The sequence below is a fragment of the Rhizobium sp. CB3060 genome (assembly GCF_025200735.1).
Lineage (GTDB): Bacteria > Pseudomonadota > Alphaproteobacteria > Rhizobiales > Rhizobiaceae > Rhizobium.
The window spans coordinates 27,892-44,030 of sequence record NZ_CP104162.1 but is presented as its reverse complement, the minus strand read 5'-3'; the positions used below and the strand labels follow the sequence as shown (position 1 = coordinate 44,030).

At 56.3% G+C, this 16,139-nt stretch carries 13 protein-coding genes and 3 pseudogenes; 10 read left to right on the top strand and 6 right to left on the bottom strand.

What is annotated here, in order from left to right:
• Positions 1–24: 24 nt before the first annotated feature.
• The 5 genes from N2601_RS33695 to fhuE all read right to left on the bottom strand — a co-directional run bounded on the left by N2601_RS33695 (position 25) and on the right by fhuE (position 6,217).
• Positions 25–816, bottom strand: a complete 792-nt coding sequence (locus N2601_RS33695) for an ABC transporter ATP-binding protein (RefSeq protein WP_260306225.1) — start codon at positions 814–816, stop codon at positions 25–27.
• A complete protein-coding gene (locus tag N2601_RS33690; RefSeq protein ID WP_445945085.1) occupies positions 813–1,862 on the bottom strand; it encodes a FecCD family ABC transporter permease in 1,050 nt (349 codons plus the stop codon). The genes N2601_RS33695 and N2601_RS33690 overlap by 4 nt, the downstream gene beginning before the upstream one ends.
• Positions 1,859–2,872 carry a FecCD family ABC transporter permease gene (locus N2601_RS33685; protein WP_260306223.1) on the bottom strand — a complete coding sequence of 338 codons (1,014 nt, stop codon included), beginning with the start codon at positions 2,870–2,872 and terminating at the stop codon, positions 1,859–1,861. The genes N2601_RS33690 and N2601_RS33685 overlap by 4 nt, the downstream gene beginning before the upstream one ends.
• Positions 2,873–2,874: 2 nt before the next feature.
• Positions 2,875–3,858, bottom strand: coding sequence for an ABC transporter substrate-binding protein (locus N2601_RS33680; RefSeq protein ID WP_260306222.1), 984 nt, complete (start codon positions 3,856–3,858; stop codon positions 2,875–2,877).
• A gap of 214 nt (positions 3,859–4,072) precedes the next feature.
• Positions 4,073–6,217, bottom strand: coding sequence for a ferric-rhodotorulic acid/ferric-coprogen receptor FhuE (fhuE, locus tag N2601_RS33675; protein ID WP_260306221.1), 2,145 nt, complete (start codon positions 6,215–6,217; stop codon positions 4,073–4,075).
• Positions 6,218–6,434: 217 nt separating this feature from the next.
• On the opposite strand from fhuE, the gene N2601_RS33670 reads away from it, so the two are divergent.
• The 10 genes and pseudogenes from N2601_RS33670 to N2601_RS33625 all read left to right on the top strand — a co-directional run bounded on the left by N2601_RS33670 (position 6,435) and on the right by N2601_RS33625 (position 15,606).
• Positions 6,435–7,238 carry a helix-turn-helix domain-containing protein gene (locus tag N2601_RS33670; protein ID WP_260306220.1) on the top strand — a complete coding sequence of 268 codons (804 nt, stop codon included), beginning with the start codon at positions 6,435–6,437 and terminating at the stop codon, positions 7,236–7,238.
• Positions 7,239–7,380: 142 nt separating this feature from the next.
• Positions 7,381–7,512: pseudogene (locus N2601_RS33665) on the top strand (transposase domain-containing protein); the annotation flags it as partial.
• 484 nt (positions 7,513–7,996) lie between these two features.
• Entirely contained in the window at positions 7,997–8,641 is a 645-nt protein-coding gene (locus tag N2601_RS33660) for a YceI family protein (protein WP_260306219.1), read from the top strand.
• Between the two features lie 141 nt (positions 8,642–8,782).
• Positions 8,783–10,102: a cytochrome b/b6 domain-containing protein gene (locus N2601_RS33655; protein ID WP_260306218.1), complete on the top strand. Its 1,320-nt coding sequence runs from the start codon at positions 8,783–8,785 to the stop codon at positions 10,100–10,102.
• 349 nt (positions 10,103–10,451) lie between these two features.
• A pseudogene (locus N2601_RS33650) lies at positions 10,452–10,604 on the top strand (helix-turn-helix domain-containing protein); the annotation flags it as partial.
• Positions 10,605–10,643: 39 nt separating this feature from the next.
• Entirely contained in the window at positions 10,644–11,333 is a 690-nt protein-coding gene (locus N2601_RS33645) for a substrate binding domain-containing protein (RefSeq protein ID WP_260306252.1), read from the top strand.
• A gap of 130 nt (positions 11,334–11,463) precedes the next feature.
• The gene (locus N2601_RS33640; RefSeq protein ID WP_260306217.1) at positions 11,464–12,012 is read left to right on the top strand and encodes an ester cyclase; all 549 of its coding nucleotides are present in this window, start codon (positions 11,464–11,466) and stop codon (positions 12,010–12,012) included.
• A gap of 128 nt (positions 12,013–12,140) precedes the next feature.
• Complete coding sequence (locus N2601_RS33635) at positions 12,141–13,055, top strand: formylglycine-generating enzyme family protein (protein WP_260306216.1); 915 nt, start codon at positions 12,141–12,143, stop codon at positions 13,053–13,055.
• Between the two features lie 83 nt (positions 13,056–13,138).
• Positions 13,139–14,251, top strand: a complete 1,113-nt coding sequence (locus tag N2601_RS33630; protein WP_260306214.1) for an NADH:flavin oxidoreductase/NADH oxidase — start codon at positions 13,139–13,141, stop codon at positions 14,249–14,251.
• A 359-nt stretch (positions 14,252–14,610) separates the two neighbouring features.
• Positions 14,611–15,606: an AraC family transcriptional regulator gene (locus tag N2601_RS33625; protein ID WP_311319482.1), complete on the top strand. Its 996-nt coding sequence runs from the start codon at positions 14,611–14,613 to the stop codon at positions 15,604–15,606.
• 252 nt (positions 15,607–15,858) lie between these two features.
• On the opposite strand, the pseudogene N2601_RS33620 reads toward N2601_RS33625, so the two are convergent.
• Positions 15,859–16,068, bottom strand: a pseudogene (locus tag N2601_RS33620) (5-dehydro-4-deoxyglucarate dehydratase); the annotation flags it as partial.
• Positions 16,069–16,139 lie beyond the last annotated feature (71 nt).

Below are 16,139 nucleotides of genomic sequence, written 5' to 3'. Positions count from 1 at the left end.
ATCTCGCGATCACCGGGCACCCTTTTATATAGGGCCCACGCGACGGTGAGGGATAATGTGTAGCTTTCCGGAGATTGGTTCAGAGGTAATGCTGCATTCAATGCCGAAGACATCCTCGAGCAATCTAGACGAAATCACCTCCGATGGCTTACCTTCCGCAAGCACCCTCCCCTCATTCATCACAATAATGTTTGTCGCATAGCGGCATGCTAAGTTCAGGTCGTGAAGAACCGCGACAACTGTCCTCCGGTGAGTTTCATGTAGCGACCGGCAGATATCGAGCACGTGAATTTGATGGGCTATATCGAGATAGGTTGTTGGCTCGTCGAGTAGGACAAGCTCCGTCTGCTGGGCAAGAACCAATGCGAGCCAGGCGCGCTGCCGCTGTCCGCCGGAAAGCTCGTTCAGAACTCGCGACCCCAATCCATCGACACCGGTTTCGGACATCGCGCCTTTCACAGCGCGCTCATCCTGAGCTGTCCAACCGCGCAGAAATTTCCGATGGGGATTGCGCCCGCGAGAGACGAGCTCCTCGACCGTAATTCCATCAGGTACAATCGGGCTTTGCGGAAGAAATGCCAGTCGTCTAGCACGCGCTCTAACACTCATCGAGTCCAATCGCATTCCTGCGAGTGAAATCTGCCCGGCTGACGGGCTCAACAGCCCGGCCAGTCCTCTCAACAAAGTAGACTTGCCGCAGCCATTAGGACCGACAATGATGGTGATGGATTGTTCCGGAATTTCGATATCGACTTCACGAACGATGGGGCCAGAGCCATAGCCAAGGGTGATGTTGGTTCCCTTTAATATGGTCACCTTGAACTCCGTCGCCAAGCCATGATGAGCCAGCCGGCCAGATAAATACCGCCGAGCGCGCCGGTCACGATCCCGACTGGAAATGACGTGGCGGGGATAGCACGCTGTGCGAGGAGATCGCTGGCGGAAAGCAAAAGTGCTCCGACTAGGCAACACGTAGACAGACGCAATACGGAGCCCGGAGTAAGGCCGCGCGTGATGTGTGGTGCCGAAAGCGCTACGAAAGATACAGGGCCTGCGCAGGCGGTGGCTGTCGCTGCAAGGCCGACTCCGGCCGCGATGGCTCCTCGGCGGACTCCTTCAACACGGACACCCAGCGAGGCCGCAAGCTCATCCCCCATCTCAAGGATGTCCAAGTCATGTCGAAGGGGCTGCGTGAAGACGAGAAGCGCTCCCAGCGCGATCGCGACTGGCCAGACATCTTCCCAACCCGCCCCGTTCAGGCTGCCCGTCAGCCAAAAGGCTGCGTCCTGAGCCTTGTTCACATTTGCCCGCGTGAGGATGAATGTATTGAAGGCGGAGAGGAGGGGACTGATCCCGATACCGATGAGAATCAGCCGATATCCGCGAACGCCTTTCTTCATTGAAAGGAAATAGATACATGCGGCCGTCGATAACCCGCCGATGATCGCCCCGACTACGAGGCCGAAGCCGATCATGTTGAAAATGAACATCGCGATGAGGCCGCCTGTTGCGGCTCCCGCGTTGAAACCCATGATGTCCGGACTGCCCAATGGATTACGCGAGATGCTCTGGAAGATGGCCCCACCGACCGCGAGAGCCGCCCCCACTAGGAGCGAAGTCAGAAATCGTGGAATTCGTACCGTCAGAAGCACGAAGTTTTCCATACCCGTGCCAGTGCCACAAAGTGATGCAAGCACCCTTTCAAGCGATAGGGGCGGCTGTCCTGTCGTCAGCGCTAAAAAGGCAATCGCGATTATTGCGACGATAACTGCCATGTTAACCAGCAAGACCCTGCGGCGCGCTGTCCGAAATCTGCTCGGTGGATACGAAGATACGACGGCCAAGGTTGAGCCCGGGATCATAGTTCGATGACTTTCCGTCGGCGGACCAGATATACGAAGAACGGCGCTCCCACGAATGCGATAACGATGCCCACCTCCACTTCACCGGGTCTCGCAATCAGCCGCCCGATGATATCGGCCCATAGGAGTACCACCGGGGCGATCAACATTGAGCACGCTAGCAGCTTTCGCTGATCGGTAGCGCCGAGCATTCTGATCATGTGCGGCACGACCAATCCAACGAAACCGATCGGCCCAGCTGTTGCTGTTGCCGCCCCAGCAAGGAGAACGGTCGCTAGGATCGCGGAAGCCCGCACGCCCTCGACATTGGTTCCCAACGAAGCGCCAAGGTCCTCGCCTAGCGTAGTTACGTTCAACGAAGAGCCGAGCATCAAGGCGATCACCACGCCAGTGAGAATGAAGGGTCCCGTCTGAGACAGGACTTCCAAGGATCGGCCAGCAATCGCTCCGACCGCCCAGAAACGGTAACTCTCCATTGTTGGTTGATGCATGAGTAGCACCCCCGATACAACCGAGATCATAACGGCATTCACCGCAACTCCAGCCAAGGTCATTCGGATTGTACGGACTGAGGGCCGGCCCGTGCTTCCGATCCCGTAGACAGCCACGGTCGTCAGCGCTGCGCCAATCAAGGCTGCCCAGACGTAGGCAGAACTGCCTCCAAGGTCCAACTGGATTGCAATCACTACGCCGGCCGCCGCTCCGGCGTTAATTCCCAAAAGGCCTGGGTCGGCCAATGGATTGCGGGTCACAGATTGCATCAGTGATCCAGCAAGTCCCAGCGCCATCCCCACTGCAATACCAACGAGTGTTCGCGGTACGCGCACGGTCCAAACGACATTGCTGTCATGGGATTGCGAGCGCTCTGTTAATGCACCAAGCACATCGGCCAACTGAAGTGATTTCGTACCAAAAACGATGCTCAGCACCGCGGTACCCGCCAGCAGCGCAAGAGCTGCCAAGTAAATCAAGTAAGTCCGACCACTGCTACTACCGAGACGGATCGACATGCTCACTTTCCGATCGCTTGCTCGATCCTTTTATCAAGCGTGTCGAGGACGTAGGGGATGGAGAGTACGGTGGAAGCTGACATGGCCATCGTCAGCCCGAGGTCGTCCGTGTATACAACGTGTCCCTTTTTGACGATATCAAGTTGTTGGAACAGCTGCGATCTCTCGAAAAACTCGCGGGCTTGTTTGCTGCTTGTCAGGACGACGATTAAATCGAGCTTAGCGAAGAGATCAAAGCGTTCCTCGCTGATCGGAGCAAAGAATTTTCCACCTGTCAGCGCCTTGAGATCGGCGGGCATGTCAAATCCCATGTCTTTGAGGAATCGTCCGCGATTGTCGCTGAAGGCATACATTAGGACTTGGCCGTTCCAGTTGATCAGGGTGGCGGCGCTTTTCCCCTGCCACGATGGGTGATCAGCTCGGACTTTTTCGAACATTAATCTAGTTCGCTCGACAAGCTCCTGCGCCTGAGCCTCCCGGTTGAGGGCCTTGCCGACAAATAGCGTCTCGACATCCCACGGGGTTGTGTAGGGGTCGGGATACTCCTTGGGAGCAGCTGTTGTCGGCGCAAGCAGGCCCAGTTTCGAATACATCGTAGCGTCGAGCGACGTACTCGATCCGACGATGAGATCGGGATTTGAGGCCGCCACGAGTTCAAGACTAATCTCTCGCGAAGTGATCATCAAAGGTCTCTGCCCATGAAGATACGACTCGGCCCAAGGGCCGACGCCGTAGGTCCACTCTGGAACCCAGCGGTTCACCAGCACTGGAACCTTGCCCAACGCCAATACAATATCCGCGTCGGTCGATCCCAGGACCGCGATGCGATCCGGCTCCTTGGAGATGATGGCCTCGCCGAGGCTGTGCTCAATCGCCTTGGGGTAAGCCGCAGGCGTCCGCTCTTCGTCGGCTGATGCCAGTGGTGCGACCAGCGATGTCAGGGAAGCCGCCAGACCGATGATGAATGTTCTTCGAATTCCCGGCATGACATACCTCTGACTACGTGATCGCCTACGGCACCAAGCCCAGATGGGGGGCACGAAAAACTTGAGCGTATCGCTCATCTTGAGCTGTCTTTAAGGGATGTTTATCTGATGTGGATAGCGCGGAACGGGCAGACGATTGCTCAATCAGGACAATCCAGGGCGACGCCCGGTCGCTGAGGCAGGCGGGCGTCTATTGTCCAAGGACTTCGGAACTCTAGTATTTGTAGGTCAGGGACGCAAAGACGCTTCGACCCGGACCGAAGCCGACATTATTCCCAAAACCAAGCTGGCTGTAGTAGATCTTGTCGAACAAGTTATTGACGTTGATCTGTGCCGTAACCGCCTCTGACACCTTGTACTTGGCAAACAGATCGAACACCGCGTAGGGATCTTGGGTAATGCGTTGCGCTCCAGTTGGACTCGTGACGTCGGCATAAATTTTGTTCTGCCATCTTAAACCGCCACCGACAGTCAGATTGTCATCCAGAACCTCGGGCGTATAAGACGTGAAGAGATGAATGGTGGTGCGGGGAATATACGTGTTCACCGCTATCCCGTCCGGCCCTTCAAGCGAATAGTGCGCCAGGCCGGCACTTACATTCCAGCGATCTGTCAGCGCCCCATTGAGCTCGATCTCGAAGCCTTTGCTGACAGTTCCATTGGTTGTGCGATATGCTTGCGACCCCGATCCAGGTACTGTATTGCTGCCATCAGCGGTCGCGAGATTGTCCTGCTCCGTTCGGAAAACAGATAAGGAGGCATTCAGGCGGTCGTCAAAGAATGCTCCCTTTACCCCTGCTTCGTAATTCACACCCTCTAGGGGAGCAAGGTAAGCGCCGGTCGTATCTCGATTCGTCTGAGGATTGAATATGCCGGTATAGCTTGCATACACAGCGTAGTTGTCTGTGAGATCATAAACCACCCCAGCATAGGGGACGAACTTGTCTTCGCTGGTCTCCGAGCTTCCCTGTGTTCGCCAGTCGGTAAGCCGTCCTCCCAAGATGAATTTCAGATCGTTTGTCACATTCAGCCTAGTCGCTGCGTACACGTCTTTCTGATTAGTCCGGTTCACACCTGAATCTGTCAGGGCGCCCCAGTTCGGCTCGGCAACTGATCCGTTGAACGTAAACACGTCATCCACGAAGAAGTAAGGGCGTGTGGCTCCCCAACTATGTGTGCGCTGTTGACTCGCGCTCGCGCCGATCACCAGTTCATGTTCCCTACCAAGAAGTTCGAAGGGGCCGTTGGCGTACGCGTCTAAGGAGTCGACTGTTCTGTGCTCGATAAAGCGGCCGCCTTGGTATCGAAGGCGTCCCGTTAACGCATCCGGATAACCGCTTACGCCGGCGAGTTTCTCATCCGCTTCCGTGACGCCGTGGGTAGCAACAAGTCGCGCCTCCCATCCATTGTCGAACTCGTGGTTCAAGTCGGCGGTTATTCCCTTGTTCACCGTCTCCCAGTATGTCCAATCCGGAGCGACGTTGGACGAACGCGACCAATCGATTTTCTGTCCCGCCGAATTCCAAATCGGCAGACCACCCCACGTCACATTTGTGGGATCGGACTTCTGATAGTTAAAGCCGATACTCAACGTGGTACCGTCGCCGAGGTCTGCGTCGATGGTTCCATAGAAGAGCTGCTTGTTGTTTTCATATCGATCGAGCTGCGATTCCATATCCTGGAGAGAGACGACAAAGCGTCCTCGGATCGAGCCATCCTCCACTAACGGCATACTCACATCAGCAACGCCTCTCCAGTCGTCCCAAGTTCCGCCGCCACCCGTAACCGTAGCTGTAAAGACATCGCTCGTCGCACGCTTACGCACTAGGTTCACAGAAGCCGACGGATCTCCAACACCCGTCAAAAGTCCGGTAGCACCGCGAATAACCTCTACCCGTTCGTACATCGCGGTATCGAGCGTACCTTCCAGATATGAGCCGGTTGTTCCAAGCGTCGTGGGAAGACCATCGAACATGTAGTTGTTGATGCGATAGCCTCGCGAATAGTAGCTGAAGCGTTCGCTGTCGAAGCTCCGCTGCGAAATTCCAGTTGTGTTCAAAAGGACTTCTCCGACAGTCTGGAGGCTTTGGTCCTGAATACGCTCCTGCGTGACGACCGTCATCGATTGGGGCGTTTCTTTTGGTGAAAGCGTGAGCTTCGTTGCAGCGCTTGTCGACTTTACCGTATAGCCAGCGTTCTCGGTTGCACCTTCGACTACAATAGGAGCGAGCACCGTTTCGTCATTCGAAAGCTGCTGCGCGAGCGCCGAATGCGCCCCCAGCGAACTGTACAAAGCTGTGCTCAGGGCAAGGATGTAGGCCAGCCCCTTTCGGGGGCCAGGAACGTTTGCATAGTACATTTTAGACACCGACTATTGTGAAAATCCCGAACGGCTCCTCACAAGTCGCCGCGCTTGGTTGCACAATATGCACGAGGTCTCCAGCCGATTAGCTCAGGTTGGCCAATATGTTGTCTATTCCGGACTTTTACAGTCCAGATTTCTTTCGTCGGCCACTTTGCAACTCGGGGCTAATGTCATAAGGAGGGCAAACCCTCCCGAAATCGTTGAGAATATAATGTCTCGCATTGTCGACAACGTCCCGCCGTTAGGGGATCCCGATACCAGTCTCGGCAGTGTCAAAGCGGGTCGTGACCTCATTGCGGCAAGATATTGGGAATATCCACATCATACCCACATCAGATCGCAGCTCGTTTACACCGCCCGGGGCATCGTGAATTGCGAAGTGGAAAACTTCATGGGGGTCATCCCGGCGAATTGCGCGGTTTGGATTCCAGGCGGCGTGAGTCACTCGCTCCGTGGATGGGGTGCTGCGGAATGCTACTTTCTGTACATCGATCCAAGGTGTATTCCCCAACGTATGAAGGAATACCGCACGCTTTTCGTGTCACCCCTGCTGAGGGAACTCATAATCGAAGCCTCCAAGCAGCCGGAGGCATATGATGAAGACGGACCAGCCGGTCGCCTGATGGCCACCCTGCTGGATCAGTTGGCGGCGGCCCCATCGGAGAATCTGCATTTACCGATGCCATCTGACACGCGTCTTCGTAGAATGGCCGAACGCTTTATGGAAAATCCTGGCGATAAGGCAACGCTGGAGGAGTGGAGCGCACGGATAGGTATGAGCGGGCGCAATCTCAACCGCCTTCTTATCGCGGATACCGGTATGAGCTTGGGAAGATGGCGTCGGCAACTGCACATGGTTTATGCGCTTAGAAGACTGATCGCTGGTGATCTCGTCCAAGACGTCGCACTCGACCTCGGCTACGATAACGCGAGCGGGTTCATCACCATGTTCCGCAAAATTACGGGAAAGCCACCCGCACGTTATTTGGCAGAAGCGCATCCATTCAACGAATGACATAGACGAAAGGGACTAATCGGTCCCAAGGTTCAAAGTGACGGCAACATCGACATCGAGCTATGCCGACTGGGCGACCGCTATGCTGCCAGAAACGTTGGAAAAAACTTGATTAATCGGCATAGTTCGCCGGTCGGCATAAACCTGCAAAATGAATGGCATCGATCCGCTCGACTGGCTCTCGCAGACCTTGACCCGCATCGCTCAAGGCTGGCCCGCATCCGAAATCGAAGCCCTCATGCCCTGGAACTTCAGGTCAGACGCCGTCAGCTAACCGCTTACTTTGCAAATGCCGAGACGTAAGAAGATTCCGACTCCTGTGGCTAGCCCGGAGCCCAGGGGTATCCGTACACGCAGAGTCTGACAGGCGTCGTTAAACGCAGTATGTCGGCAATCACGGAAGGTTTACTGGTTCAATTCGAAGGGATGGCATTGCCGACAGTTCTAACGCTTTCCGGATATTGGCGGCGGCTTTCGGATAGACGTCGGCTTCCGTTCATTTCCACGCGCCAGAGCTCGATTGGAAAATCCGCCGCGACATTTAATGCCCTAAAGAGGATATATCCCACTTTTCTAGGTTTTCTAGATAATTTTTACCCTGATTCAGTTGCCCTGCAGTTAGGCACGAGGTTTCAAGACGTCCAAAGTCAATAGTTGTTCATTTCCCGTATCCTGCGATCAGCCTTCATAGTGCGTGTCGAACTCAAAGAGGAGCTTTGACAAATATGAGGAAAAGCAGAGGTTGGATTTGTCTCGCGGTGGTGGGTTTGGCGGCACTATCCTCGACCGCAGCCGTCTCATTTGCGCAGACCACTGAAGGCGCAATGGAAGCTAAGGTACTGGCAGGCACCTACAAACTGGATCAGACGCATGCTTCGCTCGTCTGGTCCGTGGGGCATAACAACATTTCCAACTACATGGTCCGCTTTAACAAGCTTGAAGCAACGCTCAAGCTTGACCCGGCCGCAATCGAGAACTCCTCTATCGAGGCGAGCATTGATGCAACGTCGCTCGTCACGGCTTATCCGGCCGACTACAAGGCGTCGCACGCTTCCTCTCCCTATCAGACCTGGGACGAGGAAATCAGCCGTGATCCGAAAATGCTGAACAGCGACGAATTTCCGAAGATCACCTTCAAGTCGACAAACGTGACCCCGACAGGTGCGGCGACCGCAGATGTCACCGGCGATTTGACTTTCCTTGGCGTCACGAAGCCCGTGACACTCAAGGCCACCTTAAACGGCGAAATTGACAGCCATCCCTTCGCAGGCGTGCCCGCCGTCGGTTTCGCGGCCGAAGGTACATTTGATCGAACCGAATTCGGTCAGCCCGTCGGTTTTGTCGGTACCGATGTAACGATCCGGTTTGACGGTGAATTCATCCAAGAGACGGCAACCGAATAAGCTGCCGATGATCTAGCGGATTGTTGCTGGCTGCGCTTCGTACCCGAACCGCAGCCAGTTCTGTGATCAGGCATATCGAGGAAAATCGTTCGCCGCTTGGCTTGAGATTGGCGGCTCGGATCTGACAGGACGTCAACGAACATGAACTTTGCTAGGCATCCCCGTTCCAACCGTGCCGTGCATTCCCAATATGACGTGGTTGCCATCGGCTTGCACTGGGCAACAGCCGTGCTTGTCACTTCCATGATCCCGATGGGATGGTGGATGGTCAGGGCGATCGAGAATCCCGACACGCGGCAGCTTGCCTATCAGCTGTTTCAAATCCACAAATCGATCGGCTTCGTGATTCTTGCCCTGACGCTGGTTCGAATTTTCTGGCGCCTCACGCACCCCGTCCCGGCGCTGCCGTCCGGCATGAAAGGATGGGAGCGCTTCCTGGCCCGAGCAACACATGTTGCCTTCTATGCGCTTCTTTTGGCCATTCCCCTAACCGGCTGGGTCTATGTTTCCGTTGGTTGGGCCGTCAGCATCGACAGACCGCTCTTGGTGGCGACATCGTGGTTTGGCCTGTTTCCGATCCCGCACCTGCCCGCAATTGAAGGTGCGCGCAGCGTTGCATTCGGTGCCATGGGCACACATGCTTATCTGGCCTATGGCGGTACGCTCCTTATCGCCCTTCATGTCGCTGCCGCGCTTAAACACCAGTTCATGGACAAGGACGGCGTTCTGGCTCAAATGGTGCCGTTCCTGCGTGGCAGCAAGGACATCTTTGATCATTACCGTCCGGCAGGCAGCGCTATCTTGCCGAAATCGTCAGGTGTCTTCGCCGTGCTGCTCATCGGGGCTCTTGGGTATTGGTCGCATCTCCCGAACGGGCCTGCGGCAGAACCGGTGGTCGCCTCCGAAACAGTGGACACATCTCCGACCGTCTCTTCCTCCGCTGGTGCTTCTACAGAGGCAAATGCCAGCCTCTGGACTGTCGACAATGCGAATTCCAGCATTCGATTCTCTGGCAGCCACGCAGATAGGCCATTTGAGGGATACTTTGGCGATTGGAGTGGCGACATCCGCTTCGACCCCGACAATCTTGCCGGCTCGAGAGCCATCGTCGTGATCAGCACCGGGTCCGCAAGGACTGGCGATCCCACTCAGGAGGGCTCCCTCAAAGCCGGCGAGTGGTTCAATACGGGCCGTTTTCCCGAGGCGGAGTTCGAAACAATCGCCTTTCGGTCGCTGGGTGGCGACCGCTATTCGGCAGACGCCACGCTGACCATCAAGAACAAGTCGATCCCGATTGTCTTTCCCTTTACGTATCAGTTGGAGGGTGACGAGGCCCTTGTCGAAGGCGAGATCGAGGTCGATCGCTCCACGCTGGATCTTGGCATGTTCTCGGATCCTTCGGGGGATTGGGTCTCCAAGCTCATCAGAATCAGGGTTTCGGTTGTGGCCAGAAAGGACTAGGGCATTTGCAGCCGAAGCAAGATCTCTTCGGCATCGGATAATGCTTCAATAACAGGATCGTCGCGCATCTCCCGGCAGGTTGGCCATCGATGGTGCGGCGGCGGTCCGGCAGACTTTGCAGGGTGACCGGCACGGACATGCACGATGGTGGTCGTCAAGCGCTCTGCAGCGCCAATAGCCACTTCCCACCGGGACGGCTGGAAGGCGTATATTTTGTTGGTAGCTTTTCGCCTCAGGCTTTTGATCGTGAAAACGACAGCCGGTTGACATCAGCCTTTCGCCCGCCTGTAGTGATCCCCTACCTGGACTGCCTGGAGGCTATGGCTTGGATCGCCTGTCTTGTGACCGCATGTTTGTGGCGATTATGGAATCGGGCAGTTTTGCGAGGGCCGCCGAACGGCGGAGGACAAGTCCTGGCCAAGCATCAAAGATGCTGACATGGCTCGAAAAGGAGCTGGGGGTTCGGCTTCTGACCAGGTCGACTCGCACAATATTCCCGACCGAAGTCGGACGCTGCTACTATGAGCGCGTTAGACAGCTATTGGAAGACATTGACGAACTCGATGAATCCGTCAAGGCAATGGCTGGTTCGGCGTGGGGCCGCCTCCGTATTACCGCGCCGATGTCTCTGGGCTCCGAGGTCGTGGTGCCCGCTCTACTTCAGTTCGCGAAATCATACCCAAACATCGAAATTGATTTGAGCGTATCGGATCGTATCGTCAATCTGGTTGACGAAGGTTTCGATGCGGCAGTGCGGGTCGGTACGCCAGGCAGTGCGAGTATGATCAGTCGCCGGCTGTGGGAGGCAAGGGTCGTGTTGGTTGCCGCACCGCAGTATTTGGAAACGGCCAAGATACCAACCCATCCAAACGATCTCAAGGAACTGGATTGTGTGTTGGATACGAATTTCGGAGATCCCTATCACTGGCGCTTCAAAGAGCCGAAGACGCACGAACCGATTACCGTTCCGGTTTCGGGCAGACTTAGTTTCTCGGGCGCGGAAGCATGCCTTGCCGCAGCGGAGAAGGGCTTTGGCGTTTCCCGCGTGCCCAGCTTCATGGCGGTTCGCAAGATTCAAGATGGTAGCCTCCGGCATCTGCTCGCCGACTTCGAGGAAGCACCCTACCCTGTTTATGCCGTCTATCCGCCGGGCCGTCATCAGGCGATAAAGCTGCGGGTTTTCGTGGATTTTCTGGTCGCACATTTTTCGGATTCATCGAGATGGCCTTGATGCGGCGCATTGATTCCAATTCGGAATGAACATCCCGCCCGAACAGTATATTTTCATCCAGCACCGGCATAACTAGGTTCTGCTTCGAAACGTCACGTTCCGTGCCGTATTCTTGAAGAGGAACTTTGTAGTGCTGAATTTCAACTGGAAAAGAATGCTTGGCGTGACGATTGCGCTTGCAACACTCAGCGTGCCGGCGATGGCCGACGATGCGAGCGATCTTGCCGCCTACCGGAAAGCCGAAGCTATCGCCAAGGAGCACCTCGCCAACTTCGACACGCTCGACTTCGACGTATTCAACGAGCAGCAGTGGGATCGGATCAAGGAGAGCCACAGCGCGGATGTAAAGGTCTACTGGCCCGACGGTCGCGTTACTGAGGGCATCGAGACCCACATCAACGACATGAAGTACCTGTTTTCATTCGCGCCCGACACTCGTATTTCGGAACATCCGGTGAAGATGGCTGACGGCGAGTGGACCAGTGTCATTGGCGTCTTCGAGGGCACCTTTACCAAGCCCATGAAGCTGGCAGACGGGAAAGAAATCGCTCCGACCGGCAAAGCCTTCAAGATCAAGATGGCGACGGTGGGCCACTGGACCGAGGAAGGCACGATGGATGAAGAATACCTGTTCTTCGACAACAAGGCCTACATGGATCAGATCGGCCTGGGCCAATAATTCAGGTAAAAACGAAGTATCCATCGACACCCGGTTTGCATCCGGGTGTCTTTTCCCGCCGGATGGTAGAGAAAATGATTTTTTTTGGGAATGACCGTATCAGTTGGACCGCGTTGCTTGGAGGCGCCGTGCTGGCTCTCTCTGCCGTCAATGCACAGGCACAGGAGCCACCGGATCATTGGAACCGTGCTGGCCGCGCCCCTTCAAAGCTCATTTCCCCTCTCTCCGTCGCCGCGTCGGCGCAGATGATCGCGATACCGGGCGGCCGCTATCCTATGGGCCGGAATGATGGTCCTGCCAGCGAGCAGCCCAGGCACACGGTTGCCCTCAATGCGTTTCAGATCGACCGGACTGAGGTGACGAACGCACAGTTCGCCGAGTTTTTGAACGCGCTCAACCTGCCGATCCGTGGTAGCTTCAATATCGGCGGGATTGCGCTAGCGAATGGAAATGCCGCGACAATCCGCCTTCTCCGCACCGCGGCACGCGGCGCCAGCCCCTATCCAATTATCGAACTCGAAGACAATGACGCCCGAATAATACTGGTCGATGGGCGGTTCAAGGCGGCCTCCGGTTACGCGGATCATGCCGTGACCGAAACCACCTGGGCAGGCGCCCGCGCATATTGCGTTTGGCGCGGCGCGGACTTGCCGACCGAGGCCCAGTGGGAAGCGGCCGCCCGAGGCATGGACGACCGGACGTATCCCTGGGGCAACGCAAGGCCTGATGCAAAGCGCGTCTCCGCAAGCGGACGCCGTGGCCAGACCGATCCTGTTGGCCGGCAGACATCCGGCGCTTCGCCCTTTGGTGTTCTCGACATGGCCGGAAGCTTGGCCGAATGGACAAAGAGCCTCAAGAAACCTTACCCCTATCGGGCCGAGGATGGGCGGGAAAAGGTCGATGCGGCCGGCGAGCGGACAACCCGTGGCGGGGACTATGCATACGACGACAAAGCCTCCAATTTCCGGGTCAGCTTCCGGGATAGCTGGTCCACTGCTCCCTACAACGGCCATGGTCATATCGGCTTTCGCTGCGCTTCATGAAAGGGAACGCAGCAAGCCTGACAATTGCCAATGGCGCTGATGCCTCCTCACCTCGAGATCATATCCAGGAACACCCCTCTGCAATGTCTCATCTGTTTCAGCCTCTCCGTCTCAAAGACGTCCGTCTCCGCAATCGTATCGGAGTTCCACCCATGTGCATGTATATGGCCGAGGATGGAATGGCTCGCGATCGGCACCGTACCCACTATGGGTCGCTGGCGCTCGGCGGAGCAGGTCTGGTCACCGTCGAGGCGACCGCCGTGTCGCCGGAGGGCCGTATTACCGACGGATGCCTGGGTTTGTGGAAAGATAGCCAGACCGCAGCTCTGGCATCCGTCGCCAAGGCTATTCGTAGCGCGGGTGCCGTTCCCGGCATCCAGCTGGCGCATGCCGGCAGAAAGGCAAGCGCGAGGAAGCCGTGGGATGGAGACGATCATATTCCCGAAGGCGATCCGGCGGGATGGACCCCGATCTCTCCGTCCGCCATTCCGTTCGGGGCCCATCTTGGGCGGACCCCTGCGGAGATGGATGGCAGCGATATCCTACGTGTGCAGCAAGCCTTTGCGGACGCTGCAACGCGTGCCAGGGATGCCGGATTTGAGTGGCTTGAGCTGCATTTTGGCCATGGCTATCTGGGACAAAGCTTCCTCTCGTTTCATGCGAACCAGCGTGATGACGCGTGGGGCGGCAGCCTGGACAACCGTAGCCGTTTCCTGCTCGACACGCTGCGCGGCGTACGCAAGGTCTGGCCGGAGAGTTTGCCGTTGACCGCACGGCTGGGCGCTGTGGAATTTGACGGGCGCGATGAACAGACCCTTGGCGAGTCGATAGAGGTGGCGCGCGCCATGAAAGCCGAGGGGTTGGATCTGTTGAGCGTAAGCCTCGGCTTTTCCACTCCGAATGCCGATATCCCGTGGGGAAAGCCCGCCTTCCTGGCGCCTGTTGCGGAGCGTATTCGCCGGGAAGTTCAGATCCCGGTGTCTTCCGCCTGGGGTTTCGAACAGCCTCAAATCGCCGAAGAGGCTGTCGCCCAAGGACAACTTGATCTGGCGCTTGTCGGACGGTCGCATCTCGCGAACCCACACTGGACCTATTGGGCCGCCAAGACGCTCGGGATACCCGAGCCGGGGTCATTGCTGCCGACCCAATACGCCTATTGGCTGGACCGGTACCAACCAACCGCCTCTGCAACGTAAGCCAGAGGCTCGCTGCCCGTGATCCATGGTGGAAAGATTGTGCTTTTGAAAAAGCTGGCTTTCAAGCAAGCCGAACCGGCCAACAGCGAGCCTTGGTGAGTCAAAAGGCGTCGGCATCGACCCATGGCCATCAATGGCAACGGCACGTTGGGGGATGCAACCGTCGTAAGTCTAGCCCGTTCCGAAAGACCAGCTATGTCTTGCGGTCAAGCCGGTCGAACAATCCATCGCCTCTGCCCCGGACAAAGACCTGCTTTGACGGTATGGCTCTAAAGAGAAACGGTACGCTACAGGCACCCACAATTGCCCCAGATGCGAGCTTTCGATTGTCCTGACGTTTGAACGGAGACGGAAGAACCATGTCTGACAAAGAACCGATGCTTGTTCGAGAGACTTTTCGGTCTCACGGGCGAGGAATTCACGAACTATCGGCAGCGCTGTCGACCCAAGATTCAAAAATAGGAATTTCTACACGGCGAGATTCTGCGGTTTGTTTCGAGTGCGAATTCAGATCGGCAGATAGTATTTCGATTGGTCTCTGTTCCTACGATGGTGCATTTCAGTCTCTTCGTGAAGCAGATTGCGGGCATTTCTTGATCATTCTACCAATCAGAGGACAAGCACGGTTTGAATCGCAGGGCAAAAGTCATGAATCTTTCCCTGGGCGGGCATCCGTTTTGCAGGGAAGGGAAGGTGACCTTGGGAGTGTGAAAGACGAGCGGCAACATTTTTCGCTGCTGCTAAGCCGAGATCACCTCGCAAGGAGACTGAGCAGAATGCGGGACAAGCCAACCAGCACTCGCCTGGATTTCGAACCGATTTTTGACATTGATACGGGGCCGGGAAGTCTGCTGCTGAGCCTCGTGCGGACGGCCTACATGGCCTTGTATTCGGACAACACCTCGCATCGCTCCCCGATTTACGTCCGCAGCCTGACGGATGCCTTAGCGGACTTTGTTCTCGAGTCCATTCCCCACCGTTATTCAGCTGAACTGGGTAGTAGCGTGGCGTCGATATCGCCACGCCATATCAAGCGGGCCATCGAATTCATGAGAGCGAACCTTGCACGTTCAATCTCAATTCATGAGATCGCTGATAGCTGCAATGTCAGTATGCGTTCCCTTCAAAAGGGCTTTCAGGACTTTCACATGACGACCCCGATGGGGTTTCTCCAACACTTGCGTTTCGAAGCGGTCCACAATGACCTTCAGAAATCGCAAACAGGCGATACCGTTGCGTCTCTCGCAGCGAAATGGGGGTTCACCCATGTTGGCCGATTTTCAGCAGATTATAAGCGACGCTTCGGTCAGTCACCATCAACAACACTTCGCCAATTGCACACGCATGTACCGTGAAACGGTGTGTCCTCCTGCCAAAAGGATCGACTTAGCCTCTCCGAGTAACCCTCGCGAAGGCAGGATAGGGCAAACCACTCCGGCCAAATGAACGTTGGAGGAGCTGGATGCCGAGCAGGTACCCGAGCGCTCCCCATGGTCCATGGCCGAACAGACCCACGGGTTGGTTCGACCGCGTCATCATTCGGATCCTCTATGATGACGGCTTGACTGGCGGGACCAGGGATACCCTCCCGCCAGTTCTCGCAACAGCTAAGAAGTGCGCTTCCAGGGAGCGATGAGAGCGTCGAGCATCTCGACCTCGGCATTCGTAAGGTCTGTCAGCGGAGAACGCACGCCGCCAGCATTGAAGCCCTGGAGACGGACACCCGCCTTGATTGCGGAGACGGCATATCCCTTGGAGCGATTGCGGATCGCCATGAACGGATAGAAGAATTCCGTCAGGAGACGTTCGCACATCGCCTTGTCTCGTCTTCTTCATTACCGGCCATTCAAATTTCCTATCGACGCGGAAGCTGGACCGCCCATATCCA

What these genes read in the sequence shown, in the direction of transcription:
- N2601_RS33685 (WP_260306223.1), bottom strand. Translation starts at nt 2,872, where the DNA reads ATGTCGATCCGTCTCGGTAGTAGCAGTGGTCGGACTTACTTGATTTAC.
- N2601_RS33630 (WP_260306214.1), top strand. Translation starts at nt 13,139, where the DNA reads ATGTCTCATCTGTTTCAGCCTCTCCGTCTCAAAGACGTCCGTCTCCGC.
- N2601_RS33690 (WP_445945085.1), bottom strand. Translation starts at nt 1,862, where the DNA reads ATGATCCCGGGCTCAACCTTGGCCGTCGTATCTTCGTATCCACCGAGC.
- N2601_RS33680 (WP_260306222.1), bottom strand. Translation starts at nt 3,858, where the DNA reads ATGCCGGGAATTCGAAGAACATTCATCATCGGTCTGGCGGCTTCCCTG.
- N2601_RS33655 (WP_260306218.1), top strand. Translation starts at nt 8,783, where the DNA reads ATGAACTTTGCTAGGCATCCCCGTTCCAACCGTGCCGTGCATTCCCAA.
- fhuE (WP_260306221.1), bottom strand. Translation starts at nt 6,217, where the DNA reads ATGTACTATGCAAACGTTCCTGGCCCCCGAAAGGGGCTGGCCTACATC.
- N2601_RS33625 (WP_311319482.1), top strand. Translation starts at nt 14,611, where the DNA reads ATGTCTGACAAAGAACCGATGCTTGTTCGAGAGACTTTTCGGTCTCAC.
- N2601_RS33670 (WP_260306220.1), top strand. Translation starts at nt 6,435, where the DNA reads ATGTCTCGCATTGTCGACAACGTCCCGCCGTTAGGGGATCCCGATACC.